The sequence below is a fragment of the Klebsiella sp. DY2415 genome, assembly GCF_026314315.1.
GTDB lineage: Bacteria > Pseudomonadota > Gammaproteobacteria > Enterobacterales > Enterobacteriaceae > Klebsiella > Klebsiella ornithinolytica.
The window spans coordinates 2,945,932-2,972,831 of sequence record NZ_CP111115.1; the positions used below are offsets into that span (position 1 = coordinate 2,945,932).

Consider the following 26,900-nt stretch of genomic DNA (forward strand, 5'->3'; position numbering starts at 1 on the left):
CCTCCGCAGGTTTGCCCTGCGGAGGCAGACGGGTTATTTGACGCTGACGTCGATACCCGGGAAGTATTTGGCCGCCAGACGGGTGATGGTGCCGTCAGCGCGAACCTTGTCGATTGCCGCATCGAGCTGTTTTTTGCTCGCCTCGTCGCCTTTGCGCAGGCCGTAGCCGATCCCGCTGCCGAGAATAGTATCGTCAGCCACCGGTTTGCCGATAAAGCCAAAGCCTTTGCCCTGCGGCTTGCTGAGGAAACCGGCCTGCCCGGCGGCAGACATCACCAGCGAAGCATCGATACGGCCATTCAGCAGATCTGCCCACGCCATATTTTGATCTTTATAGGAGACCACCGTCACGCCATGCTTCTCCCAGTGCTCTTTGGCAAAGGTTTCCTGAATCGAACCTTGCAGCACGCCGATGGTTTTGCCTTTCAGGCCTTCCGGGGTGGTCTCCATGCCGCTATCGGCTTTACCGACCAGCTGCGAGGGAATGCGATAAATCGGCTGGGTGAAATCAATGCTTTTGCGCCGCTGTTCGGTGATATTCATCGCCGAGTTAATGGCGTCGAACTTCTTCGCCACCAGCCCCGGGATCAGCGCATCAAACGAGGTTTCCACCCAGCTGCATTTCAGCTGGGCCGCCTTGCAGATGGCGTTGCCGAGGTCGATATCAAAACCCTCCAGCTCCCCTGCCGTATTGCGACTTTCAAACGGCGGGTATTCCGCTTCTACGCCGTAGCGCAGTTCGCCGGCGGCAAACGCAGAGAAGGTGCACATCATCCCTAAAGCAAGGGTAAGGGCTGTTATTTTCATCTTCATCGTGGGGCTCCTTAACGCGGCTTAACGTGACACAGTGCCTGCGCACCGGCCCGCAATGTGGCTTCATCTTTAGCAAAAGAGAGGCGAATCAGTTTGTTATCAGTACCATCCGTATAAAACGCCGACAGCGGGATCGTCGCTACGCCGTAGTCGGTTATCAGCCGCTTCACCATTTCGCTGTCGCTTTCGTCGCTGAAATGGCTGTAGTCCGCCAGCATGAAGAAAGAGCCGGCGCTCGGCAACAGGCGGAACGGTGAGTCAGCCAGCAGCTGGCGGAGTAAATCCCGCTTCTGCTGGTAGAATGGTGCCAGCGAAAGCCAGGACTGGGGATCGGTCATATGCTCAGCAAAGGCATATTGCATCGGCGTGTCGGCAGAGAACATCAGGAACTGGTGAACCTTGCAGATCTCGTCCATCAGCGCCGCCGGCGCAACGCAGTAGCCCACGCGCCAGCCGGTCACGTGGTAGGTCTTGCCGAACGATGAGATGATGACGCTGCGCTCAGCCAGCTGGGGATGGGTCGCCATCCCATGGTGGTGTTCACCGTCAAAAACCACGTGCTCATACACCTCGTCCGACAAAATCACGATATCGGTATGGCGCGTCAACGCCGCCAGCTGGTCTAAATCTCCACGGGAAAATACCTGGCCGCTGGGGTTATGCGGCGTATTGACAATAATCATCCGCGTCCGCGGGGTGATGGCGGCGCGAACTTCATCCCAGTTAACGTTAAAATCAGGCACCGTCAGCTTAATGGCTACCGGCGTCGCCCCCTGCAAACGGACAATCGGCGCATAGCTGTCAAAAGAGGGTTCGAAGTAGATAACCTCATCGCCCGGATGCACCAGCCCACCGATAGCCGAGTAGATCCCCTGGCTGGCGCTGGCGGTAATCAGGACTTCGTGGTCTACGTCATAACGCGTACCGTACAGGGCCGCAACCTTCCCGGCAATTCGCTCCTTCAGCGCGGGCAGGCCGGTCATCGGCGCATACTGGTTATGCCCCTCCGCCATCGCCCGCGTGACCCCGGCAACCAGCCGGGCATCGCAGGCAAAATTCGGCGCGCCCTGAGAAAGGTTGATGGCATTATGCTGAGCGGAAAGTTGACCGATCACGGTAAAAATTGTCGTGCCGACATCCGGCAGTTTGGAGCGCATCGTCACCGGGGAACTGAGACTCATAGTTAATCCTTTCTCATTTTATTTGCATAACCATTCAATCCAATGCGCTATCCGGCGACAACCGAATTGTTATCATAGTAGCCATGCATTCTGATCATGCCTTGAGAAAAGAGACGGCCAGCCCAGGCTGGCCGGAGCGGAAAACTACTTGCGGGTTAAGGTGTTAAAGCTGGTCATCAGATTGCGGTAATCGGGAATATGGTTGGAAAACAGCGTTGCCAGTCCCTCAACATCATTGCGCCAGTCGCGATGTAGCTCACACGCGGCGCCAAACCACGACATCAGCTGCACGCCGGCCTGTGACATGCGATCCCAGGCAGCATCGCGGGTAATCGGGTTAAAGGTGCCGGATGCATCGGTGATCACGAAGACCTCATATCCCTCTTCAATCGCCGACAGCGCCGGAAACGCCACGCAGACCTCGGTCACCACCCCGGCGATAATCAGCTGCTTTTTCCCCGTGGCCTTCACCGCATTGACGAAATCTTCGTTATCCCAGGCATTGATATTTCCCGGACGCGCAATATAGGGCGCGTCCGGGAACTGCGCTTTTAGTTCCGGCACCAGCGGGCCGTTGGGGCCGTTCTCAAAGCTGGTGGTCAGGATGGTCGGCAGGCCGAAATATTTCGCCATATCCCCCAGCGCCAGCACGTTGTTCTTGAATTTATCCGGGTCGATGTCGCGAACCAGAGATAACAGTCCTGCCTGATGATCCACCAGCAGCACCGCCGCCTCGCTCTTATCCAGACGTACGTAGGGTTTTGCCATGCTTGACTCCTCATTTAAACATCAGGTTATCCCCGCCAGCCTTCCCGCACCGGCAGATGTTTACTCTACAGGCAGATCATAGTTTACTCGTGGCCTGAGGATTAGCCGGCAAAAGTGGAACGCAGTGTCCCATTCGCTGAACAAAGTGGGCATACTGTCCATGATCAAAATGCATAGCTGGAGATGAGATGTCGCGAAGCGCCCTGCCTTTTCATGCCGTGGAAACCTTTCTGGTCACCGCCAGACACCTTAACTTAACCCATGCCGCGCGCGAACTCTGCCTGACTCAGGGCGCCGTCAGCCGCCAGATTGCGGCGCTGGAGGCGTGGTTTGGTTTCCCGCTTTTTGCCCGCCACGCGCGCGGACTGCATCTTTCACCGCAGGGCAGCGCCCTCTACCCGGAGCTCCAGTCGGCATTTGGCCGTCTGATCGCGGTGGCCGAGCAGGCTCGTCAGCAGCAGACCGTGGTGCGTCTGAAGGCGCCGACCTGCGCCATTCGCTGGCTGGTTCCCCGGCTGGTGGCTATTGAGCAACGTCACCCGGAACTGCAAATCGCCCTGACCACCACCACGGAACATGGCGTCAATTTCAGGACCGAACCCTATGACGCCGCCATCGTCTTCGGAACTCACCACAGCGTCGGCGATCTGCTGTTTGAAGAGGCGCTGACGCCGGTCTGTAACGGTGCCCTTGCGCGGGACAACATGCTCAATGACGTCACGTTTTTGCACCCGACCCGGGATAAGACCGACTGGTCGCTATGGCTGGCGGCATTCTCACCCGATGCCCCGCTACTGATGCGCAAAAATCAGCACTTCGACACCATGGATCTGGCGATCACCGCCGCCATGCAGGGGCTGGGCGTCGCCATGGCTGACGCCACCCTGGTGGCTGAAGATGTCCGCGCCGGCCGCCTGGTGCGCCCTTTCACCCTCAGCGTGAAAACCGGCGCCAGCTATCGGCTGGTGGTCCGCAGTTCGCAGAGTAAAGCCGACGGTCTGGCGCGGTTTCGGGAGGAGCTGGTTAATCCAGCGTAACGTGGTGGCGCATGACCCGGCGAAACAGCGCCAGCCGGGCGCGCATAAAGCGGTTTTCCAGCTTAAACCCGACCCGTTTATGGAGCCCGATGCGCAGCAGGCGATCGCGCCCGCGCAGGCTGGCGGGCCAGCGTACTGCTCCCGGCAGTTCGCTACAGCGATGCCCGGCAAGGCGGGCGAAGTTCACCCAGTAATCGGCGACCTGGGCGGCAAACGCACGGTCCTCCTCGCCGGCGTAGGTACGCACCGGCTCGGCCAGGGTGAGCGTGTCAAACACATAAGGCACTTCATCGCCGTGCCACGCCCCGTGCGGGCAGGTTTCATCGGCGGCCCGGGGAACGTAGTCAAACCAGTAGCGCCAGCACGGCTGTCCTACCCGCTGCTGGGCCTGCATCACCACATAGCCCAGCGTGGTGAAGGCCATATCGCGGCACACTTCGCGTCCCAGATTCTCATCCCCTTTCACGCCAGGATAGAGGAGTTTGATCAGTCCGAGGCCAAATCGCCGCTCGCGGCGCAGTTTTTGGATCTGCCCGGCGATATCGACGCCGAAGACCGCCATCACGCTGGCCTCGTCGCTGTTAGAGCCAACCATGACCGGCATCGGGTGCTGACGGCCGGCGAAAAAAGCCTCCAGCATCGGCTGCGGTAGCACCGCATCGCCGACGATCGGCGCCGGTCCGGTATTCAGCGGCGCGGTCAGCGACCAGAACGCCTCCGCTGGAATCGCCCGCAGCTGTGCGGCGCTGGCCTCCGGCAGCGAGAAGTGTTCCGCCAGCAAACGCCCTTTCTCCAGCGCTTTTTCTCGCGGCAGATCCGGCAGCGTATAGCCGCTCTGGATGATGGCCTTATGGAACAGTCCGCGGGATTTTGGCGATACCATCAGCGAGAGCACGCTGCGCGCCCCGGCCGATTCGCCAAACAGGGTAACGTTGGTGGCGTCGCCGCCAAAGGCGTGAATATTATCCTGCACCCATTGCAGCGCGGCGATTTGGTCAAGGAGGGCGAAATTATAGACCCGTTCGCCGTCTTCCCCTTCCAGCGCCGGATGGGCGAAGAACCCCAGATGCCCCAGCCGATAGTTGACGGTCACCACCACCACGTCGCGGGCCGCCAGCGCTTTGCCATCGTAAGGCGGCAGGCTGCCGGCGCCAATGGTAAACCCGCCGCCGTGCAGCCAGACCATAACCGGCAGCGGCTGAGTACGTCCGGCGGGCGCCCAGACGTTAAGGTAGAGACAATCTTCTGAGAAGCGCCCGGGATCGCCGCCGCCCAGTTCGCGGCAGTACTCAATATCTTGCCAGCTGGCGGCGGAGAAGGTGTCGGCCTGGCGGACGCCCTGCCAGCGCGCGGGCGGTTGCGGCGCGCGCCAGCGGAGCTCGCCGACCGGCGGCGCGGCAAAGGGAATGCCGCGCCAGAGATGAATACCCTGTTCAGTGATGCCGGATAACGTCCCCTGCCGGGTTTTGACCAGTGGGGTAGACGGGTTCTGCATGACCTGCTTCCTTTTACTGACTGTCGTCAATGATTCATGTCAGCAGAGTACCGGTTTCAGAGCAGACCGCAACGACGTTTACTGCGCTCCTCCGCCTGTTGATAGAGAGTAAACTCGTCCAGCACCGGGCAACCCAGCGCCGTTTCAAAGGCGTCACGGCTGGCATTGCCATGGCTGCGGGCCTGAATTTCATTGCCGAGATTTGACTGGAAAATCCCTGCCGCGCTCACCGGTAAAAAATCTTCATAAATAATCGGTTGCGCCACCACCCAGCCGCGTTCGATCAACGGCTGCGGATCGTCGCCGGGGCCAAAGGCATGACGATGGGCTTCCCCGGCGGGGGTCAGACGATAGCGGAACCATGCCAGCCCCTGCTGGCGCAGCAGGAATTCGCTGTCCGGGAACTGGCTGAACACCTCCTGGAGATGACGCTGATGGTTGAGGTTGTCTTTACCCACGCCCGCTTCGTTCAACAAGCGATCGTACAGCGCCCGGCCTTTCGGCGTCAGCGCAATCCCGCGCTGCTCTATCTCGCCAAAACGCGCGCTGTGGGTCCCCTGGTGCTCCCCGGCAAAGACCACCGGTTCTTCGAGGGCCTTAAAACTGGTCTGGCGCAGCAGAATCGGCACCTCGCGGCGCGGCGGCCCTTCAATCAAAGCCTTCGGCACAATCCCGCACTCCGGCATCAGCGCCTGAACCCGGTCGATATCCAGCGTGCGCGGCGTCAGGTGGTTGATATGGCAGCCGGGGAAGCAGACCACATCGGCAATCAGCCGGTGCTCATTATGCAGCGCATGATAGGTGTCGGCGTCCACCGTTGCGTGACTGTGCCAACGAAACGTCTCCAGCGCTTCGCGAACAAATTCCCGGGCCTGCGTCGATGAAAAATGCCCCTGTTCTTCGTGTACAGCGATGAGCTCGCGACAGCGGGGAGTAAAAATATCGCGCCGGGCGAGGATCGCCGCCGCACGCTGGCGCAGCTCAACGTTGGCAATCAGTTCCAGACGCAGCAGCGAGGTAAAAATACGAAACGGATTGCGCGCCAGCGCCGCGTCATCAATCGGACGAAACGCGGTGGAGTGCACCGGCACGCCGGCCTGCGACAGGTCGTAATAGCTGACGGGGAACATCCCCATAATGGCAAACATACGCCGCAGCGTCGCCAGTTCCTCCGCCGTGCCAACGCGGATCGCGCCGTGGCGCTCGACATTAAGTCGCGACAGCTCATCGGCATTCGCCAGTTGCTCATGCAGTTTAGGATGATGCTCCAGCACCGCCAGATTAACGTCAGCCACCAGCTCCAGTAACGTCCCGTACTGTGGAACTTCCTGCTGGTACATCGCCGACATTGCCTGCGAAAAGTTTTCCCGAATCTCATCAGCCGTGATGGTGTTCGCCATGATGCCTTACCTCCAGTGAATACTTCCTGGAGTGTAGAAAAGGCCCGTGGCAACGGCGGGAAGAATTTACAAATTGTGATGCGGATAACCTGCCTCTGTCCTCCATGCCATTCTGAGCATAACCGTGGGTTATGCAAAACGACCGTTAATTTCACTTTAAATTAACAAAGCATTTACACACACTGTTTCTGGCGATATGACAATAAAAAGCCCTCTACCGATAAAAACGGAGCCACTACCCTATGAATGATAAATGGTCACCGCGCGAGGTTGTGCATCGCGACTACAGCAGTCACCCGCCCGCCTATGCCCCGGGCTACAAAACCAGCGTCCTGCGCTCACCGCGCAATGCGCTGATCTCATTACAGAATTCCCTGTCCGAAATTACCGGCCCGGTATTCGGCCACGACGATCTCGGCCCGCTGGATAATGACCTGATCCTTAATTACGCCAAAGAAGGTCTGCCTATTGGCGAGCGTATTATTGTCCACGGCTACGTGCGCGACGGCTTCGGCCGCCCGATGAAAAACACGCTGGTCGAGGTGTGGCAGGCCAACGCCGGCGGCCGCTATCGACATAAAAAGGATCAGTATCTGGCGCCCATCGACCCCAATTTCGGCGGCTGCGGCCGGATACTGACGGATGAAAACGGCTATTACTGCTTCCGCACCATTAAGCCAGGCCCCTATCCGTGGCGTAATCAGGTCAGCGACTGGCGCCCGGCGCATATTCACTTTTCCCTCTCCGGGGATGCGTGGGCGCAGCGCCTGATTACGCAAATGTATTTCGAGGGCGACCCGCTAATTAAACAGTGTCCGATCGTCAAAACCATTAATAACGACGAGGCGGTTCGCACGCTGATTGCCGAACTCGACACCCATGCCGCCGTACCGCTGGATTGCCTCGCCTATCGCTTTGATCTTGTGCTGCGCGGCCATCGCGCCACGCTGTTTGAAAATCGCACCCAGGGGGCCGCCCGATGAAAGACTATTTAGCCGAAACCGCCTCGCAGACCGCCGGCCCCTATGTGCATATCGGCCTCGCACCCGACGCCGCCGGCTTTCATATCTTTGAAAAGAACTTCGGCCCGCAGCTCACTACGCCGGACACCGAAGGTGAACGCATTACTATCGAAGGTCGGGTGATCGATGGTTCCGGAACGCCGGTGCGTGACGTGCTGCTGGAACTCTGGCAGGCCAATGCCGCCGGGCGCTATCACCACCCCGACGATCGTCAGCTACATAAAAAGCTCGATCCGGGCTTTCGCGGCTGGGGTCGCAGTTGTTCGGACTTTACCTCCGGCATCTGGCGCTTTGAGACCATCAAACCGGGAGCCGTCGTCGGTCGCGATGGCCGGATGATGGCGCCGCACGTCAATTTATGGGTGGTGGCGCGAGGCATCAATATTGGTCTCAACACGCGGATGTACTTTTCCGACGAGCAGGAGGCGAACCAGGCCGATCCGGTGCTGAATCTGATTGAGTGGGAGGTGCGTCGCCAGACGTTGATTGCCCAACGCGAAGTGCGCGGCAGTGAAATTGTCTACCGTTTTGATATTCACCTGCAGGGTGAGAACGAAACCGTCTTCTTTGATATCTGAGTAACTTTCCGTCTGATTTTGCCCCGACCGGGTTCGGGGCGTCTGTTTTTTCATCAAAATAAAAAATTTGTAATACAAGAGAGTGAAATGTTAATAATATTTTGCTATCAGGTTATCAAATTTCAATAACTTCGCTTGTCACCCACTGCGCTCTGTTTTTAACATCAACTATGGAAAAAAATGGTCTTTTTAGTCAGCGCATTCGTTTGCGCCATCTACACACTTTCGTGGCCGTCGCTCAACAGGGAACGCTGGGGCGTGCGGCTGAAACACTTAATCTAAGCCAACCTGCCTTATCAAAAACGCTCAATGAGCTGGAGCAGTTGACCGGTACGCGACTGTTTGAACGCGGGCGGCTGGGCGCTCAGCTGACGCTGGTCGGCGAACAGTTTCTCACCCATGCGGTTAAGGTCCTCGACGCGCTGAATACGGCAGGCCAGGCGCTTAACCGTAAAGAGGGGCTGAATAACGATGTGGTGCGTATCGGCGCACTCCCGACCGCCGCCTTAGGCATTTTACCCACCGTCATCGGCCAGTTTCACAAGCAGCAGAAAGATATCACCCTGCAGGTCGCGACCATGAACAACACCATGCTGTTGGCGGGCTTAAAATCGGGAGAAATCGATATTGGTATCGGCCGCATGTCTGACCCGGAGCTGATGAGTGGCCTCAACTACGAGCTGCTGTTCCTCGAATCTCTGAAGCTGGTGGTACGTCCCGGTCATCCGCTATTGCAGGAAACCGTGACCCTCAGTCGGGTGATGGAGTGGCCGGTCGTCGTCTCCCCTAAAGGCACCATTCCGCGGCAGAATGCGGAAACGCTGCTGCAAAGCCAGGGGTGTAAAATTCCCGCCGGCTGTATCGAAACCCTCTCCGCGTCGCTCTCGCGTCAGCTGACCGTGGATTATGACTACATCTGGTTCGTCCCTTCCGGCGCGGTCAAAGACGACCTGCGCCGCGGGCTGCTGACCGCTCTGCCGGTACCCACCCAGGGTGCGGGCGAACCGATCGGCATTTTGACGCGCGTCGATGCCACATTCTCCTCCGGCGCACAAACTTTACTCAGCGCCATTCGCAAATCCATGCCGGCGTAATGAACGCCGGATACGGCATCTGACGCCCTGTCCGGCCCTTCCCAGCCCCTTCTCACCCGCCCGCCGCCAGGCTTTTGGCCGCCGTAGCCCGGCGGAAAAATCAGCGTGCTAATCAATTAATGCGAAATTGTTTATTAACAATTGCGCAAACTTCATTAACAGATTTATCATTGTCGCGATTTCACCAAATGGTTCATTCGAAATCAACGTAACTTGTGAATACCGCCAACATGAAGGCGTATTCCACTTCACTCAAAAGCACCCCTGTATTTTTTGATTCATTTGGTTCGCATCTGAGAACGGATGGTTTAAGGAGACAAAATGGCAACTGGCAACGTGCCGCGAGGATTCCCCCGGATCCTGCAGTGGCTTCTCGCCGGGCTGATGCTCATCATCGGCCTGGCTATCGGTATTCTTGGGGTCAAGCTCGCCACGCTGGGCGGTACCCTCTATTTCGCAATCATGGGTCTGGTGATGGTTATCGCCGCCGTGCTTATCTTCCGCAATCGTCGCGCCGGTATTGTGCTGTATGCCATCGCGTTCATCGCCTCTGTGGTCTGGGCGATCGGCGATGCCGGCTGGACCTACTGGCCGCTGTTCTCGCGCCTGTTCGCGTTCGGCGCGCTGGCGCTGCTCTCGGCGCTGGTCTGGCCCTATCTTTCGGCCCCGCCGGCGAAGAAAGGCCCGGCGTTTGGCCTGGCCGCGGTGCTGGCCGTGGTGCTGGCCGCCAGCTTTGGCTGGATGTTCAAATCACAGCCGCTGGTCAGCGCTACGGAAGCCGTACCGGTAAAACCGGTTGCCCCGGGTGAACAGCAGAAGAACTGGGAGCACTGGGGTAACACCACCCACGGCGACCGCTTCGCCGCCCTCGACCAGATTAACAAACAGAACGTCAACCAGCTGCAGGTTGCCTGGGTCGCCCATACCGGCGATATCCCGCAAAGCAACGGTTCCGGCGCGGAAGACCAGAACACCCCGCTGCAAATCGGCGATACGCTGTATGTCTGTACGCCGTACAGCAAAGTGCTGGCGCTGGATGTCGATAGCGGAAAGGAAAAGTGGCGCTATGATTCAAAAGCCACCGCGCCAAACTGGCAGCGCTGCCGCGGCCTCGGCTATTACGAAGACAGCCAGGCCCAGGCCGCCGCTGCAGGTGACGTTCAGCCTGCCGCCTGCGCCCGCCGTCTGTTCCTGCCGACCACCGATGCCCGTCTGATCGCGATTGACGCCGATACCGGCAAAACCTGTGAGACTTTCGGCGATCGCGGTATCGTCGATCTGAGCGTCGGAATGGGTGAAATCAAACCGGGCTACTATCAGCAAACCTCCACCCCGCTGGTTGCCGGTAACGTCGTCGTTGTCGGCGGCCGCGTGGCGGATAACTTCTCCACCGGCGAGCCTCCCGGCGTGGTCCGCGCCTACGATGTCCACACCGGTAAACTGGCCTGGGCGTGGGATCCGGGTAATCCGGGCCTGACCGGCCTGCCGCCGGAAGGCCAGACCTACACCCGCGGCACGCCAAACGTCTGGTCGGCGATGTCCTATGACGCGAAGCTGAACCTGATCTATCTGCCAACCGGCAACGCCACCCCGGACTTCTTCGGCGGTGAACGAACCGCGCTGGATGACAAATACAGCTCCTCGATCGTCGCCGTTGATGCCACGACCGGCCAGGTACGCTGGCACTACCAGACCACCCACCACGATCTGTGGGACTTCGACCTGCCGTCACAACCGCTGCTGTACGACCTTCCCGACGGGAAAGGCGGCACCACGCCGGTGCTGGTGCAGACCAGCAAGCAGGGGATGATCTTTATGCTCAACCGCGCGACCGGGGAACCGGTAGCGAAAGTGGAAGAGCGTCCGGTTCCGGCCGGGACGATTAAAGGCGAACGTTACTCTCCGACGCAGCCCTACTCCGTGGGCATGCCAATGATTGGCAATGACACGCTGAAAGAGTCGGATATGTGGGGGGCGACGCCGGTGGACCTGCTGATGTGCCGAATCGCCTTCAAAGCCATGCGCCATCAGGGTATCTTCACCCCGCCGGGCGAAGACCGCTCGCTGCAGTATCCGGGTTCGCTGGGCGGCATGAACTGGGGCAGCGTCTCGGTGGATCCGAACAACAGCCTGATGTTCGTCAACGATATGCGCCTTGGCCTGGCAAACTATATGGTTCCGCGTGAAAAAGTCGCCAAAGATGCCAGCGGCATCGAGATGGGGATTGTGCCGATGGAAGGGACGCCGTTCGGCGCAATGCGTGAACGCTTCCTGTCGCCGCTGGGTATTCCGTGCCAGAAACCGCCGTTCGGTACCATGTCCGCGGTGGATCTGAAGAGCGGTAAACTGGTGTGGCAGGTGCCGGTAGGGACCGTTGAAGATACTGGCCCGCTGGGTATTCGCATGCATATGCCTATCCCCATCGGGATGCCGACGCTGGGCGCATCGCTGTCGACCCAGTCCGGTCTGCTGTTCTTCGCCGGGACTCAGGACTTCTACCTGCGCGCGTTTGATACCGCCAACGGTAAGGAGATCTGGAAATCTCGTCTGCCGGTCGGCAGTCAGTCCGGCCCGATGACCTACGTTTCGCCGAAAACCGGCAAACAGTACATTATCATCAACGCCGGCGGCGCTCGTCAGTCTCCGGATCGCGGCGATTACATCATCGCCTACGCGTTACCGGAACAGAAGTAAGCGTCAGGGCCCCAAACGGGGCCCTGTTTACTGGCAATGTGCGAGCCTGGGCAATTTGCCCGGCGACGCTACGCTTGCACGGGCCTACCAGGAACGACGCCTGCACAAACCTGCCGGAAACAGCGCTTTGTCGGCCGGGTCAGGCGCCAACTGCCACCCGACGAAACCCGCGCATTCGCTAAACCATTTTCTCACCACCCTCAGGGCCCTGGATGGAGGCATCGCGAACGGCAGCGGTGGCGACACGGGTAGGAAAATCTGCGGTGAGAGTCACCACTCTTTAGCAATAACCCGGGCAAGCCCGGGTTATTTTTGGTCTGAAAATCAATTCTCGCCGAAATGAATGACGGTCCGAATCGATTTCCCCTCATGCATCAAATCAAAAGCTTCGTTAATCTGCTCCAGCGGCAGGCGGTGGGTGATAAACGGATCGAGGTCGATTTTACCGGCCATCGCGTCTTCAACCATACCCGGCAGCTGGGTACGCCCTTTCACTCCACCGAATGCCGAACCGCGCCATACGCGCCCGGTCACCAGCTGGAACGGACGGGTTTTGATCTCCTGGCCCGCACCGGCCACGCCGATAATCACGCTTTCGCCCCAGCCTTTATGGCAGCACTCGAGCGCCGCACGCATCACGTTGACGTTGCCAATACATTCGAAGCTGAAGTCCACGCCGCCATCGGTGAGCTCAACGATCACATCCTGAACCGGCTTATCATAATCATTCGGGTTGATAAAATCGGTCGCCCCCATCTCTTTGGCGAGGGTGAATTTTTCCGGGTTGGTATCAACCGCCAGAATGCGCCCGGCTTTCGCCTGCACCGCCCCCTGGATAACCGCCAGACCAATCCCGCCGAGGCCGAAGACCGCCACGGTATCGCCCTCTTTGACCTTCGCGGTATTGTGAACGGCACCGATACCGGTGGTCACGCCGCAGCCCAGCAGACAGACTTTATCCAGCGGCGCCTGCGGGTTCACCTTCGCCAGTGAAATTTCGGCTACCACGGTGTATTCGCTGAAGGTGCTGGTGCCCATATAGTGGTAAACCGGCTCGCCGTTATAGGAGAAACGGGTGGTGCCATCCGGCATCAGACCTTTCCCCTGGGTGGCACGTACTGCCTGGCAGAGGTTAGTTTTACCGGATTTACAGAATTTGCACTCGCGGCACTCTGCGGTATACAGCGGGATAACGTGATCGCCAGGCTGCAGGCTGGTGACGCCTTCGCCAACTTCGACCACGATACCGCCGCCTTCATGACCCAGCACGGCCGGGAACACCCCTTCCGGATCGTCACCGGAGAGCGTAAACGCGTCGGTATGGCAGACGCCGGTGTGGGTAATTTTGACCAGCACTTCGCCTTTTTTCGGCGGAGCAACATCAATTTCAACAATCTTCAGCGGCTGGCCGGGGCCAAACGCGACAGCTGCACGTGATTTCATAACCGTCTCTTCCTTCGTGATGATTTATTTTAAATAAGATCGTAGCAGATGACCGACTTCCGCCATTCTGGCCGCTCGCTGATCCGGGGTTGTTTCGCCGCTGACCAGCTCGTCCTGAAGGTGGATTTCTACCATTTCGCCCATCAGGCCGTTGGTCGCCCCGCGGATGGAGGCAATCTGCTGCAAAATCGACATGCAGGACTCGCCGGACTCCAGCGCCCTTTCCAGGGCTTCAACCTGCCCGCGAATGCGACGTACGCGGCTGAGCGCGCGTTTTTTGTCTTCAGGTGAATGTGGCACGATGATGCCCTCAATATTGTATAGGGGGGTATACTATATTTTATTAAGCAAAGTGGCAAACTGAAACGCCGCTTTATACCGTAGCACGGCGGCGAGCCGTGGCGGTTAGTTGAGCCGGAGCGCCATTTCCACGCAGCGTAAATCCGCCTTCGCCAGCTTTGACGGCAGCAGCTTTTCGCGCACGGCGACAAAACCATGGCGCAGATAAAACCCGGCCGCATTCGGCGTCGCTTCCAGCGTCAGGCGCGGGAGATTCCGCCGCCGCGCTTCGGCGATAATGGTCGTCAAAATCATTCCGGCGCAACCTTTTCCGCCCCATTCGGGCAACGTAAAGATGGCTTCCACGCTGGCCGCGCGGAGATCAAGAAAGCCGGTCGCCACCGGGCGCCCGCTCTCTTCCTCAACGACAAAAAAGGGATTATCGCGCACCGCATGGCGATACCCTTCCGGCATCGTATCCGGCGTCCAGGCCTCGAGGACCGCGGCTGCGTAGCTCTCACGACAGCCGTTGCGAATGGCCTGATTGCGGATGTTCCATAGCGCAGGTGCCTCATCCGGCACGGCAAGTCTGACTTTCATATTGGACTCCTTTTCCTCAGTCCGTATCAGATCTACCACAACCGGCAGCGGAAGGAATAAAAAAACCCCGCTCGGCGGCGGGGTCAGGAGATCGGGAGTGATTAGCGCTTACGTGGCATCATGCGCAGCAGCGTATTATCTTTCCACAGATAGTGGTGCAGCAGCGCGGCCAGCGCGTGCGCGCCGATGATAAAGTAACCGGTATTCGCCAGCAGGCTATGTACGCCCTTCAGCGTATCCACCAGCTCAAACTGACTTTGCGCCGCAAACGGCATGGTCAGGCCGAAGGCAAACCACGGATTGCCACGGTAATACATCATCACCAGTCCAACGATCGGCTGGGCGATAAACAGCAGATAGATAATCAGATGCCCCAGATGGGCAAAACCGGTCATCATCGGTGACGGTTTCGGTACAATCGGCGGCGCCGGGGACTTCAGTCGGACCAGCAGGCGCGCAACCATCAACACGAGAATGGCCACCCCGCAGGAAACGTGAATCATATTAATGAGCGGACGGTCGCTGCGGGGGAAAAAACCGCGAAGCTCCATGGTGGCATAGGCGCCAACCACCAATAAAAAGACCAGCCAGTGGATACCTATTTGCAGGCCAGTGTATTTATCGCGCATGTTAAACCCTTAACAAAACTGTGATGCCGACAACATAACGACCTTTCCTGAAAAATTCATTAACTTTTACGTACTTATAAAAAACAATTGCCGTTAAGCCTCTATTCTCAGTAAAAGCAATGGGTTACTCCTGTTTCCCATGACCTGTTGCAGGCTCTTTGCCGCCATTTAAGCGCGCCAAAACCTGCTCCCACTCCCGCTTTTATCACCTAATCTCACCCATAAATAGCCCGATCTCTTTTTAATTGATTCCGCAACGTATTGATGTGCCGCCAGATTTAGCCGTTTCAGGTCTTGATATTGCAGCCAGGTCCGTCTCGCCTTGCGTGACAACGTCACACACCGCGCCAGCGTCCGGCGGCTGATGTCATGGTTTTTGCTTGTGACGACGGCAGACTGAGAGAGCTGTCGGCCCGGCGGCAATCAGGAGATTAAAAACAATGCGGTAGCCAGGCCGGCTTCAGAAATCATCCATACCGGGCAGGGCCGCACATTAAACAGATTAAATTTTAGCCATACGTGGTACACTGAAACACATTCATTGAAAGGTTAATCATCATGTCTTTTCTCGATTACGCAATGAAGTTCATCGGGGGTGCCTCGACCTCCACAATCACCTGCCCCGTCTGTGGCTTATCATCAACCCAGTCCACCTCTAAGATTCGCTTAAAACAGGCCATGCTGTGCCCTGGATGCAAGGCTATTTTTGTCCCGACACGCTAGCCAGCTTCATACACCGACCCACTTAAACCCCGTGTTCTATACTGAATAAAGACCGGCAGCTGTTAAATCCCTGATGCCTCACGCCCATCCTGAGAGAACGTTTCTGAACTGATTTCGCAACTGCTCCTGCGCGTTAATGTCGCATCAGAGCAACGCTATGAAAATGAATCCCCGAGCATGGTTTAGCCGCGCTCATCCCTTTACGAAAATCCCTGGACGGGAACCCTTCCCGGCCAACGACCCGACCGGTGAAAATAGTCTGCGGCCAGAACTGTTTTCGGCCCTCCAGATGGAACGTTACGGCCAGAAACTGGCGCATACTCATAAGCTGTCGCCGGACAAACTGCCTTACTATCTTCTCAAGCGGCTTGGGGACAACGAGGCCGTGATCACCCATAACTGTTATGCGCTCAATGCCGGGAAAAAATCGAGTATCATGCCTGCAGGCGAGTGGCTTCTTGATAATTATTACCTGATTGAGGAGCAAATTCGTATTGTCCGCCAGCACTTGCCGAAAAGCTTTGGCAAAGGTCTCCCCGCCCTGATTTCACCCCACCAGTGCCCGCGCATTTACGATATCGCCTCTGAAGCGATTGCCCACGGAGACGGACGCTGGGACGTAGCCAGCCTCACCAGCTATATCGCCGCCTATCAGCAGGTGACGCCGCTGACGTTAGGCGAGGTCTGGGCTTTACCGGGCATGCTGCGTCTGTCGCTGATCGAAAACCTGCGTCGTGTCAGTATCGAAGTAGTAAAAGCGCAGCAAGAGCGCAGCCTGGCGGACACATGGCTCACGCGGATTTTCGAATGTGCGGAGAATACGCCCGCCGATTTAATCATGGTGGTGGCCGACATGGCGCGCGCCCGCCCGCCGCTCAGCAGTGCGTTTGTCGCAGAACTGGTCCGCCGCCTGCAGGGTCATGGCAATGCGCTGGCGCTGCCGTTGACCTGGGTGGACCAGCGCCTTGCTGAACAGGGCGTGACGACCGAGGTTCTCATTCACCGCTTCAATCAACAGCTTGCCGCCAGCCAGCTTTCTGTCAGCAACAGCATCGCAGGTTTACGTTTGCTGAGCGAAACAAACTGGGCCGATTTTGCCGAGACGATCAGCGTTGTGGAACAGACATTGCGTCTTGACCCGGCCGCTACCTATTCCCGGATGCACTTTGATACCCGGGATCATTACCGGCATGTCATCGAGATTCTGGCCAGAGACAGTCGGTTCAGCGAGCCAGAGGTTGCCAGCCGGGTGCTGGCGCTTTCTCTGGAAAACGCGCCCGCCACGCCGGGATATCATGTGGGTTATTATCTGGCAGGTGAAGGCCGCGAGCAGCTGGAAGTGCAACTCTGCGCTGACACCCCTGGACTTATCCGGCTGCGCCACAGTTTCAACAAAATCCCCTTGTTGTCATGGCTCGGCAGTCTCAGCCTGTTGACGACAGCCGTTACGGCCGGAATCCTGCACGCCACAGCGCAACAGGGAATGGGCTGGATACTGATACTTTTGGCTTTACCGCTTATTGTGGCGGTCAGCCAGTTAATCAGCGATCTACTAAGCGAAGCGACCACCCGTTTTCGCATTCCCCGCCCTTTGCCACGAATGGATTTTTCAGCGGGGATTCCCGCTGACTGTGCGACGATGGTCGTGATCCCCTGTATGCTGACCAGCCACGCAGGCATCAGTCAGCTCCTCACTAGTCTCGAAGTATGCTGGCTGGGCAATCAGAATGAACACCTCCGCTTCGCTCTTCTCACCGATTTTGCTGATTCAACAGTTGAAAATCCGCCAGAAAACGCCCTGCTGCTCAGGCAGGCCATCTCGGAAACAGAGGCGCTTAACCGACGTTATCCAGCCAGCCGCCCACGCTTTTATCTTCTGCACCGACAGCCTGAATGGGTTCCGGCGCAGGAAACCTGGATGGGGCATGAACGTAAGCGGGGAAAACTGGCATTGTTGAACAACTGGTTGCGCCACCCGGCAACACAGTTTTCCAGTGTCGCCGGGCTGCCCGCGCACCAGCTGCCGGGCCCGATTAAATATGTCATAACCCTGGACAGCGATACGGTTTTGCCGCGCGACACCGCACATAAACTTGTGGCCACCATGGCGCACCCGCTGAACCAGCCCGTGTATGATCCGCTGCGACAGAGAGTCGTCAAAGGGTATGGTATTTTGCAGCCCGGACTGGCAGAGGAGATGCCGCGCAACGGACAGGGGCGCTATGCTGCCCTGCGCAGCAGCATACCGGGTAATAATCCCTATTCAATGATGTCTTCGGACATCTATCAGGATCTCTTCGGCGAAGGGTCGTTCGTTGGCAAAGGGATTTATGACGTCGATATCTTTGTCCAGGCCACAGCCAACGCCTGCCCGGAAAATCTGGTTCTCAGCCATGACTTACTCGAAGGGTGCTATGCCCGGTCCGGGCTACTCAGTGAAGTTTTACTCTACGAACAATACCCAAACAACTATCTGTCAGACGTTGCGCGTCGTATGCGCTGGATCCGTGGCGACTGGCAGCTGCTTAACTGGCTCTGCCCGTACGTCAGAAAAGCGGATGGAACGCGGGATAAAAATCCGTTATCCCCGCTCTCCTGGTGGAAGTTATTTGATAATTTACGCCGTAGCCTGGTCGCCCCCTCTTTACTGGTACTTCTTTTTTGTTCCCTGCTCTGGGTTCCCAATCCGCTCTACTGGCTTGGCGCGCTGACGCTGGTGTGGTTATTGCCCGCAGCCCTGAGTATTCTTCACGACCTTCTTCATAAAACCTCTCGTCGCCCGTTGCGGCTACATCTTCCGCTTGTCGCCGCCGGAGCGCTGAAGCGGCTCTCCCGTATTGCACTCAATTTTGTGATACTGCCGCACGAGGCCGGATATTCATGCTATGCCATTGCCGTGACGCTCTGGCGTCTTGCTATCAGTCAGCGCAATCTCATCCAGTGGGCCAGCCACGCGCCGGACAGCCCGCAGTCCAACCTTTCGGTGCTGCGTTTTTATCGGGCGATGTGGCTCAATGTGGTCACCGGGGTCGCCCTGACGATGATGACGTATCATTTTACCCCACCGCTGCTGGCTATCGCCCTGCCCGTCACGATTCTGTGGTGTCTGGCGCCGCTGATGATGCGCTGGTTAAGCCGCCAGCCTGCGCGTAGGACGGTATCACTGAATGCGGACCAGAAGCAGCTGCTGCGTCAGACGAGCCGCGAAATCTGGGCCTTCTTTGAGACCTTTGCCACGGCAAAAGAAAACTGGCTTCCCCCGGATAATTATCAGGAAATACCGCAGCCCACCGTCGCACATCGCACCTCCCCCACCAATATCGGGCTCTCCCTGATGGCCAACCTGACCGCCTGGGATTTTGGCTACCTGCCCGGGGGTGAGGTTTTGCAACGCGTGACGCTGACGCTCGACTCGCTGGATAAAATGGAACACTTCCGCGGCCACCTCTTTAACTGGTATGACACCCGCACGCTCGCGCCCCTCAACCCACGCTATGTCTCAAGCGTTGACAGCGGCAATATGGCGGGTCATTTACTGACATTACGCGAAGGCCTGTCCGCGATGCGTTATCAGCCGGTGTTGAACAGCGAGCAGCTGCTGGCGGGGCTGAACGACACGCTGATTATTCTGGAAAAATACTGGGGCCAAAACGCGCCAACCGGTCTGCGACTACTGCGCAAACACTGCCTTAACGCGGTATCGTTGCCCGCGGGGCAGCTGTTCGGCGAACTGAAGAAAATGCGCGCTCAGTGTAACCATCTGACGACACAGTGTGCTCAGGAAAACCCGCTGGTGGTGCGCTGGACAGCGCACCTTGAACATCAGCTGGTGCAGCTGTGCCATGAATGGTCGCATCTACTGGGCTGGTTACCCCAGGCGTATAACCAACCGCAGCTACCGACGCTGAGCTGGCTCGCCGGCGCGAGCTATCGCGGCGAAGGAACGCCTCCGGCATCGGTTACGGCGCTGGCCCGCATGCGGCTGAAGATTATCACTGAACTTGAACAGCGTCTGAACGATCATGCGAGAATGGATTTTGCGTTTCTGTACAGCGAAGCAACCTGTCTGCTCAGCGTCGGCTATAACTGTGATACCAATACCGCGGATAAAAGCCATTACGATCTGCTGCCCTCTGAAATCCGCCTGACCAGTTTTCTCGCCATCGCGACGAATCAGCTACCGTTAAAAAGCTGGTATGCCCTGGGACGGTTGTTCACCACCATTGATCATGAAACCGCGCTGATGTCATGGAGCGGTTCGATGTTTGAATACCTGATGCCGAATCTGGTGATGCCCACCTGGCCCGGCTCTCTTCTTGATGAGATGAGCCAGTCAGCGGTGAAACGTCAGATACACTGGGGCAAAGAGCGTGGCGTGCCCTGGGGGGTCTCGGAGTCCGGCTATCATGCTTTTGATGTTCAGCACAATTATCAGTACCAGGCATTTGGCGTACCGGGCCTCGGTCTGCGGCGAGGTCTGGCCGATGATATGGTGATCGCCCCGTACGCAACGCTGCTGGCTCTCATGGTCTCCCCACACAAAGCCTGCGACAATTTGCTCAGTCTGGAAAAAAACGGCGCGCGCGGCGAATACGGTTTTTATGAAGCGCTGGACTATACTCCCTCCCGCCTCGCAACCGGGCAACTGTATGCCGTCGTTCAGTCCTGGATGGCGCATCATCAGGGGATGGCATTTCAGGCGCTGGCTCACGTGCTGCTCAACGCCCCGATGACAGAGCGATTCATGTCCAGTACCGCCTTCCGCTCGGCGAGCCTGTTGTTGCAGGAACGCGTCCCGGATGCGGTCGATCTTTACAGCCCGCGCCGTCATTTCGAATCCCATGAAGGGAGGGTCAAACCGGTTCGCTATGAACCGCGTATTTTCAGCGGAGCAGATACCCCGGTCCCTGAAGTGCAGCTGTTGTCCAACGGCCATTACCATCTGATGCTGACCCCTGGCGGCGGCGGTTACAGCCGCTGGAACAATCTTGCCCTCACGCGCTGGCGCAGCGATACGACCCGGGATAACTGGGGAGCATTCTGCTATATCCGCGATGCGCAAACGGACGAAGTCTGGAGCAATACCTGGCATCCTGTCGGCACAGATGCCGATGGCGGCGACGAAGCGATCTTTACCGATGCCGGCGCTGAGTTCCGCCGTACTTTCGGATCGCTGAGCGTCAGAACTCAGATTGTGGTCTCTCCGGAAGATGATATTGAACTGCGGCGGCTCACCCTGGTACACAGAGGACGCTTGCCCCGAGAGCTTGAACTGACAACCTATTGCGAAGTGGTGCTGGCCCCTGATGCCAGCGATCGGGCGCATCCGGCATTCAGCAACTTGTTTATTCAGACGGAGATTAACCCCGATCGTGACGCGATCCTGTGTCATCGCCGCCCGCGCTCGCCGGATGAACAAACCCCCTGCATGCTGCACATGGTGGTTGTGCATGGTAACAGCAGTAAGAGTATCTCGTTTGAAACTGACAGAGCCCTGTTTCTGGGTCGCGGCAAAACCCCTTCAGATGCGCAGACCGCCGGGAAAAGTGGCGCACTCAGCAATACCTCAGGCGCGGTACTGGATCCGATTCTGGCGATACGCCACGCGATTACCCTGCTGCCGGGACAACCGGTCACGGTTGATATCGTGTATGGCATCGGCGAAAGCCGCCAGCAAAGTCTGGCGTTACTGGAAAAATATCGAGATCACCCCATTGCTGACCGTATCTTTGAGCTGGCGTGGTCCCATAGCCTGGTGGTATTACGCCAGATGAATGCCAGTGAAGATGATGCCACGCTGTTTAACCGTCTCGCCAGCGCGGTGCTGTATCCCTGTCAGGAACTGCGGGCCGACGGCCAGATTATCAGCCGTAACCGGCGAGGCCAGTCCGGCCTGTGGGGCTGGGCCATTTCAGGCGATCTGCCGATAGTGCTGCTCAGCATCACCAGCGAAGAGAGTATCGCCTCGGTCACCACCCTGGTACAGGCGCACCGATACTGGCGTCAGAAAGGGCTGGAGGTTGATTTGGTGATCCTCAATGAGAGTCCCGGCGGCTATCAGCAGATCCTGCAGAACCAGATAATGGATTTAATTTATGCCCGCTCAGGAGCCAGCCTGCTGGATAAGTCGGGCGGCATTTTTGTCCGTAATGGCGAACATCTCTCCGCCGAAGATAAGCAGCTTCTGATGAGCGTGGCCTGTTTGTATCTTGATGATCGCGCAGGCGGACTCAGTGAACAGCTTAACCAGCGCATTCATTCGTTAACCCCGCCGACCCGCTTATTCATTGCCCACGCGGTGGCACAGAAAAACCACCACGTCGACTGGACACCGGATAGCGATAAGTTACGCCACTTCAACGGGTTCGGAGGTTTTTCAGAAGATGGTCGGGAGTATCAGATTGTCCTCAGCGAAAACCAGCCGACGCCAGCGCCGTGGTCAAATGTACTGGCTAATCCCGGTTTTGGCAGCGTTATCTCGGAGGCGGGGCAAGCCTACAGCTGGTATGAGAATGCTCATGAGTACCGGTTAACGCCGTGGGAGAACGATCCGGTAAGCGACCGCAGCGGCGAAGCCTTTTATCTGCGCGATGAAGAGAGCGGCGCATGCTGGTCGCCGACGGTATTGCCGGTTCGCGGGCACGGTGATTACCTCACCCGCCACGGGTTTGGCTACAGTGTGTTTTCCCATCGCGAGAGCGGTATAGACAGTGAGCTGACGGTACTGGTCGCCGAACAGGCTGCGGTTAAACTGGCGATCCTGACGCTCAGCAACAACTCGGGGCGAACACGTAAACTGTCGGTCACCGGCTATGCTGAATGGACGCTCGGAGATTTACGAACCCGCACCGCCTCCCATATCGTGACGTATCCCGTCAACCATTCCGCTGGTTGCGGGGTGATGGCCAATAATTTTTACGGCGCTAACGGCGGCGAGCGCACGGCATTCTTTGCCGTCAGCGGTTCTTACTGCTCGCTGACCGGCGACCGCCGCGAGTTTATTGGACGCAATGGCTCATTGCAAAATCCGCAGGCGATGGCACTGCGCAGGCTCTCGGGTAAAACAGGCGCCGGCCTGGATCCCTGCGCCGCAGTACAATCCGCAGCGACCTTAATTGATGGCGATCAGCGGACGTTTATCTTCGTCCTTGGCGCGGAAGAAAACCATAGCCGGGCTCAGGAGACCCTGGCCCGCTATCTGAATGAAGATACCGTCCGTCAGGAACTGAACCATGTTCACCGCTACTGGCATAACGCGCTCGATAAAATCGTGGTGACGACGCCGGATACCACCGTGAATTTACTGGTCAACGGCTGGCTGCTGTATCAGACGATGGCCTGTCGCCTTATGGCACGTAGCGGCTACTATCAATCCGGCGGCGCATTTGGTTTTCGCGATCAGCTGCAGGATACGCTGGCTCTCAGCCACGCCGCGCCGGAAAAAATGCGTGAACAAATTGTACTCTGCGCCTCCCGGCAGTTTATTGAAGGAGATGTGCAGCACTGGTGGCATCCCCCGCACGGTAACGGCGTACGGACACGTTGTTCTGATGACTACCTCTGGCTCCCGTTTGCCGTCTGTCACTATGTCGAAACGATCGGCGACCCGGAAATACTGGACCTGAATATCCCTTATCTACAGGGGCGCCCGCTCCCCGCTGGCGAAGAGTCGGTCTACGATACCCCGGTCCAGAGCAGTAGCGAAGAGACGCTCTGGTTACACTGCGTCAAAGCCATTGAGCACGGATTACAGTCCGGACAGCACGGTCTCCCGCTGATGGGCGCGGGGGACTGGAATGACGGGATGAACCGGGTTGGCATTGAGGGTAAAGGTGAAAGCGTCTGGCTGGGCTTCTTCCTGTACGATATTTTACAACGCTTCGCTTCCCTTGCCGATCGGCGGCAGGATGACGCTGTCGCGTCCCTGTGTCGTCGCGAGGCGCTGCGTTTGCAAAACAGTCTCGACGCCTCCGCATGGGACGGTGAATGGTACCGACGAGGATATTTTGACGATGGGACCCCCCTGGGGTCAAAAGCTGCGCAGGACTGCCGGATTGATGCCATTGCCCAGAGCTGGTCGGTACTCTCTGGCGCGGTCAGCCGGGCGCACAGCGACCTGGCGATGCAGGCGCTGGATAAGTACCTGGTGGATAACGAGGGTGGATTAATCAAACTCTTAACCCCGCCGTTCGACGGCCACGGCCCTAATCCGGGCTACATTCAGGGCTACCTGCCCGGCGTGCGGGAAAACGGAGGGCAGTATACTCACGGCGCCATCTGGGCGGTGATGGCGTTTGCCCGAATGGGGAACGCAGAACGCGCGTGGCAGCTGTGGTCGATGATCAATCCGATAAACCACGCGCTGGATGCCGATGGCGTGGAAAAATATAAGGCGGAGCCCTATGTCATGAGTGCGGATGTCTACAGTGTCGCCCCGCATACCGGCCGGGCCGGGTGGAGCTGGTATACCGGTTCAGCGGGCTGGGCATATCGTCTGCTGACAGAGGAGCTGCTGGGGATAAAACGCGGCGCGACGTCCTTCACCGTTCACGCGCTGCTGCCTGACAGCTGGCCCTTTTTTACCTTGACCTATCAATACCGCGAGAGTCAGTATCGTATTACCGTCTCACGTGGCGTCGGGCCATATCAGGCCACGCTGGATGGCCTCCTCCTCGCGGACGATTCCATTCCGCTGTTGGATGACGGACAGTCCCACACCCTTGATATCATTCAGAACTGACGCCAGTTAACCCGCGCATTAACGACTGTCGTTAATGCGCGAATTATTTTTGCCCTTATTCATCGCGCGCTGAATCGAGAAATTATCCGGCTGTTATTTGGTTAACCCGGTTAACGGCGGTGAGACAATATGATTTCCTTATAAATTTCTCCCCACCGCGTGTTGCTGTACCAATATGCGTTAACGGCTCGCTTTTACCCTCTGCAGCAGAGAAATATAATAAAAAGAATAATAGTCAACAAAGGCGTATAATAAATAACACCTCCCTCAGAGAATTAATTTATGTCTTACACCAGTGGAATCAGACATTTCAAAGAAAGACCGGTGCATGTCACTTGCCCGGCCTGTTCCTGCATCGCAGACCAGAAGGCCGGTAAATTACGCAAAGATGCGATTCTGCAATGCCCGCAATGCGGATTATTATTCCGCCCCTCAGAGTGTTGGTGTATTGGCGGCTGAGCAGCACACCAGCACTTTAAAGCGCAACTCTTTAAAAACAGCAACATACCTGTTTTATCAGCGTAATAAAGGAAAGGCTTATGAAAACCAGAAAAGATGTTTTTATTGAAGGCGATATTCTTGCCAGCCGTCATCCTGGCGAAGTGAACCAGCCTTTCTGCATCCATAGGGTAAGGTTTAACAATGGTAAATATGCCATTATTCGGGCAGCGACAGGGCTATGTTTCCTTCCAGGAGAAATGATTCAACGGCAGGAGAACGAATGGTTTTACAACCGTGTGAAAATTCGTTTGCTCGGCTTTGAATATCTTGATGAAAAAGAATCCGCCAGGCAATTTATTGAATATTTTTGATATTAATGAAGCCGTTACCAGAAATAACATCTGCGCTGTAAACAGGTGCCATTAAACCGACACTGAGTCCTCCGTTTTTGCCGACCGGGTTCACCCGGCGCCGCGGCCGTCCCTCGGCCTGACTGAGTGCATAAATTGTCTGAATCACCTTAACACGTTGGTTGAAAGGAGGAATCCTGTTTGTGGCGCTGACTGATGTCCAGAGAGACAACCTGCGGTGAAGGCCATCCGCAAATGTTTCTTCTGGCCGCGTGATGCGTATAATTCGCCCTCTATGTTCACCGATCGCTGCTGGCTAATGGTATGAATCTCAATCGCTTCTGTTATTTACTCCTCGTCTGCGCGGCGACCGGGAGTCTGTTTACTCCGCATCCTTATATCACGTGGTTCCTGCTGGTCAGCGTACTGACGCTGGTGATTTACGGCATGGATAAAATGGCGGCACGCAAAGCCTGGCGTCGGGTGCCAGAATCTACCTTGCTGGTATTCGGCTTTGTGGGCGGATGGCCTGGCGCGATGGTCGGTCAACAGGTGTTCCGCCATAAAACGCAAAAACAGCCCTTTAAAACTTACTTCATCATCAGCGTGATATTGAGTATTCTCGCGACGCTGGCGGTTTATCAGTTCTCTCCGTTCTCTTCTTCGACCGCTTCCCGTTCGGTTTTCCCCAGTGCGAGTGCCTCGCCTTCAGATTTTGCCCATAATGTCAGGCAGTAAGGATTCGATGGCGCTGATGATGCTTCTGACCCTTTGAGGGATAAAGCGGGCGTCGGGATAGACGGCGTAAAGGAAGCGGTCAGGTAAGCGCCAGGCGGGTAATACCGGCACCAGCCTGCCGGATTGTACCGCCCTGGCTGCCAGCGGGAGCTGCATGCCGCCGATCCCGAGGCCTGACTCAATCGCCTGTCGCAGAGCCTCACTGGTGTTGGCCCGGAAAACGGTATTCACTTTCACATCGACAGCATCCTGACCCGAGACCAGGCGGAGCGGTGCTTCCAGCGGGATAGCGCTGAAGCGCACGTGCGGATGCATCGCCAGCTCGTTGACGGAATGCAGCGGTGTAAAATCAGGTGCGGCAAAGAGCGCCGTTTCAATACGCGCCAGCACGCGCGCCGCATGCGCTTGCGGCGGCTCATGGCTCAGCCGCAGCGCGACGTCTACCCCTTCAGTAACCAGATCGGCGATGCGGTCATCCAGTGACAGCATCAGATGCAAACCTGGATTCTCTTTCTGCAGCGCCAGCAGGTGTGGCATAAAAATCTGTCCCAGACCGCTCGGCAACTGCACATGTACCCGGCCCTGAAACTGATGATCGCCAGGGTTCAACCGCCTTTCCGCTTCCCGCATGGCCTCGAGCAAAAGCTGCATATCACGGCGGTAGATTTCCCCCTGCCCGGTCAGCGCCATCACCCGCGTAGTACGATGCAGCAATACCACGCCAAGCGACTCTTCAAGGGCCGCAATCTGCTGACTGACAGCAGATTGCTTCATCCCGCTCTGGCGGGCGGCCGCAGAAAAGGAACCCGCTTCGGCTACGCGTAAAAAAGTGGCTATCGCATTGAGCTTATTATTCATTTAATGATTCTGCTTAT

19 protein-coding genes and 1 pseudogene are annotated in these 26,900 nt (G+C 57.3%); 10 read left to right on the forward strand and 10 right to left on the reverse strand.

Annotated elements, in window-relative coordinates; all coding sequences use genetic code 11:
• Positions 1-33: 33 nt before the first annotated feature.
• The 3 genes from OQV00_RS13920 to ycaC form a co-directional block, all read right to left on the reverse strand.
• Positions 34-807, reverse strand: coding sequence for a transporter substrate-binding domain-containing protein (locus tag OQV00_RS13920; protein ID WP_015584434.1), 774 nt, complete (start codon positions 805-807; stop codon positions 34-36).
• 17 nt (positions 808-824) lie between these two features.
• A complete protein-coding gene (locus tag OQV00_RS13925; RefSeq protein ID WP_192226039.1) occupies positions 825-1,994 on the reverse strand; it encodes a pyridoxal phosphate-dependent aminotransferase in 1,170 nt (389 codons plus the stop codon).
• 144 nt (positions 1,995-2,138) lie between these two features.
• Positions 2,139-2,762, reverse strand: a complete 624-nt coding sequence (gene ycaC, locus OQV00_RS13930) for an isochorismate family cysteine hydrolase YcaC (RefSeq protein ID WP_004861448.1) — start codon at positions 2,760-2,762, stop codon at positions 2,139-2,141.
• Positions 2,763-2,950: 188 nt separating this feature from the next.
• On the opposite strand from ycaC, the gene OQV00_RS13935 reads away from it, so the two are divergent.
• On the forward strand, positions 2,951-3,799 hold the full coding sequence (locus OQV00_RS13935) for a LysR family transcriptional regulator (RefSeq protein WP_004861445.1): 849 nt from the start codon (positions 2,951-2,953) through the stop codon (positions 3,797-3,799).
• On the opposite strand, the gene OQV00_RS13940 is transcribed toward OQV00_RS13935, so the two are convergent.
• Positions 3,786-5,294 carry a carboxylesterase/lipase family protein gene (locus OQV00_RS13940; RefSeq protein WP_064357105.1) on the reverse strand — a complete coding sequence of 503 codons (1,509 nt, stop codon included), beginning with the start codon at positions 5,292-5,294 and terminating at the stop codon, positions 3,786-3,788. The two genes, OQV00_RS13935 and OQV00_RS13940, sit on opposite strands and share 14 nt — an antisense overlap.
• 56 nt (positions 5,295-5,350) lie before the next feature.
• Complete coding sequence (gene hglS / locus OQV00_RS13945) at positions 5,351-6,694, reverse strand: 2-oxoadipate dioxygenase/decarboxylase HglS (protein ID WP_004861438.1); 1,344 nt, start codon at positions 6,692-6,694, stop codon at positions 5,351-5,353.
• A gap of 242 nt (positions 6,695-6,936) precedes the next feature.
• Between hglS and pcaH the strand changes: the two genes are divergently transcribed.
• The 4 genes from pcaH (at position 6,937) to OQV00_RS13965 (ending at position 12,082) form a co-directional block, all read left to right on the forward strand.
• On the forward strand, positions 6,937-7,677 hold the full coding sequence (gene pcaH / locus OQV00_RS13950; RefSeq protein WP_004861436.1) for a protocatechuate 3,4-dioxygenase subunit beta: 741 nt from the start codon (positions 6,937-6,939) through the stop codon (positions 7,675-7,677).
• Positions 7,674-8,294, forward strand: a complete 621-nt coding sequence (gene pcaG, locus OQV00_RS13955; RefSeq protein WP_015584437.1) for a protocatechuate 3,4-dioxygenase subunit alpha — start codon at positions 7,674-7,676, stop codon at positions 8,292-8,294. The genes pcaH and pcaG overlap by 4 nt, the downstream gene beginning before the upstream one ends.
• Positions 8,295-8,464: 170 nt before the next feature.
• Complete coding sequence (locus tag OQV00_RS13960) at positions 8,465-9,388, forward strand: LysR substrate-binding domain-containing protein (RefSeq protein ID WP_004861430.1); 924 nt, start codon at positions 8,465-8,467, stop codon at positions 9,386-9,388.
• Positions 9,389-9,709: 321 nt separating this feature from the next.
• Positions 9,710-12,082: a membrane-bound PQQ-dependent dehydrogenase, glucose/quinate/shikimate family gene (locus OQV00_RS13965; RefSeq protein ID WP_032717379.1), complete on the forward strand. Its 2,373-nt coding sequence runs from the start codon at positions 9,710-9,712 to the stop codon at positions 12,080-12,082.
• A 324-nt stretch (positions 12,083-12,406) separates the two neighbouring features.
• On the opposite strand, the gene OQV00_RS13970 is transcribed toward OQV00_RS13965, so the two are convergent.
• The 4 genes from OQV00_RS13970 to cybB form a co-directional block, all read right to left on the reverse strand.
• A complete protein-coding gene (locus OQV00_RS13970) occupies positions 12,407-13,525 on the reverse strand; it encodes an S-(hydroxymethyl)glutathione dehydrogenase/class III alcohol dehydrogenase (protein WP_015584439.1) in 1,119 nt (372 codons plus the stop codon).
• Between the two features lie 24 nt (positions 13,526-13,549).
• Complete coding sequence (locus tag OQV00_RS13975; protein ID WP_004861424.1) at positions 13,550-13,825, reverse strand: metal/formaldehyde-sensitive transcriptional repressor; 276 nt, start codon at positions 13,823-13,825, stop codon at positions 13,550-13,552.
• A 105-nt stretch (positions 13,826-13,930) separates the two neighbouring features.
• A complete protein-coding gene (locus OQV00_RS13980) occupies positions 13,931-14,404 on the reverse strand; it encodes a GNAT family N-acetyltransferase (protein WP_104896220.1) in 474 nt (157 codons plus the stop codon).
• A 101-nt stretch (positions 14,405-14,505) separates the two neighbouring features.
• On the reverse strand, positions 14,506-15,033 hold the full coding sequence (gene cybB, locus OQV00_RS13985) for a cytochrome b561 (protein ID WP_004861420.1): 528 nt from the start codon (positions 15,031-15,033) through the stop codon (positions 14,506-14,508).
• Positions 15,034-15,591: 558 nt separating this feature from the next.
• Here cybB and OQV00_RS13990 point away from each other — a divergent pair.
• The 5 genes and pseudogenes from OQV00_RS13990 to OQV00_RS14010 form a co-directional block, all read left to right on the forward strand.
• Positions 15,592-15,756, forward strand: a complete 165-nt coding sequence (locus OQV00_RS13990; RefSeq protein ID WP_213894582.1) for a YnfU family zinc-binding protein — start codon at positions 15,592-15,594, stop codon at positions 15,754-15,756.
• A 157-nt stretch (positions 15,757-15,913) separates the two neighbouring features.
• Positions 15,914-24,496 carry a glycoside hydrolase family 94 protein gene (locus tag OQV00_RS13995; protein ID WP_266278771.1) on the forward strand — a complete coding sequence of 2,861 codons (8,583 nt, stop codon included), beginning with the start codon at positions 15,914-15,916 and terminating at the stop codon, positions 24,494-24,496.
• A 282-nt stretch (positions 24,497-24,778) separates the two neighbouring features.
• Complete coding sequence (locus OQV00_RS27155; RefSeq protein ID WP_213894586.1) at positions 24,779-24,955, forward strand: YnfU family zinc-binding protein; 177 nt, start codon at positions 24,779-24,781, stop codon at positions 24,953-24,955.
• Positions 24,956-25,035: 80 nt separating this feature from the next.
• Complete coding sequence (locus OQV00_RS14005) at positions 25,036-25,308, forward strand: hypothetical protein (protein WP_015584442.1); 273 nt, start codon at positions 25,036-25,038, stop codon at positions 25,306-25,308.
• Positions 25,309-25,611: 303 nt separating this feature from the next.
• Positions 25,612-25,950: pseudogene (locus tag OQV00_RS14010) on the forward strand (DUF1294 domain-containing protein); the annotation flags it as partial.
• Between the two features lie 45 nt (positions 25,951-25,995).
• On the opposite strand, the gene OQV00_RS14015 reads toward OQV00_RS14010, so the two are convergent.
• The gene (locus tag OQV00_RS14015) at positions 25,996-26,883 is read right to left on the reverse strand and encodes a LysR family transcriptional regulator (RefSeq protein WP_015584444.1); all 888 of its coding nucleotides are present in this window, start codon (positions 26,881-26,883) and stop codon (positions 25,996-25,998) included.
• Positions 26,884-26,900: the final 17 nt, after the last annotated feature.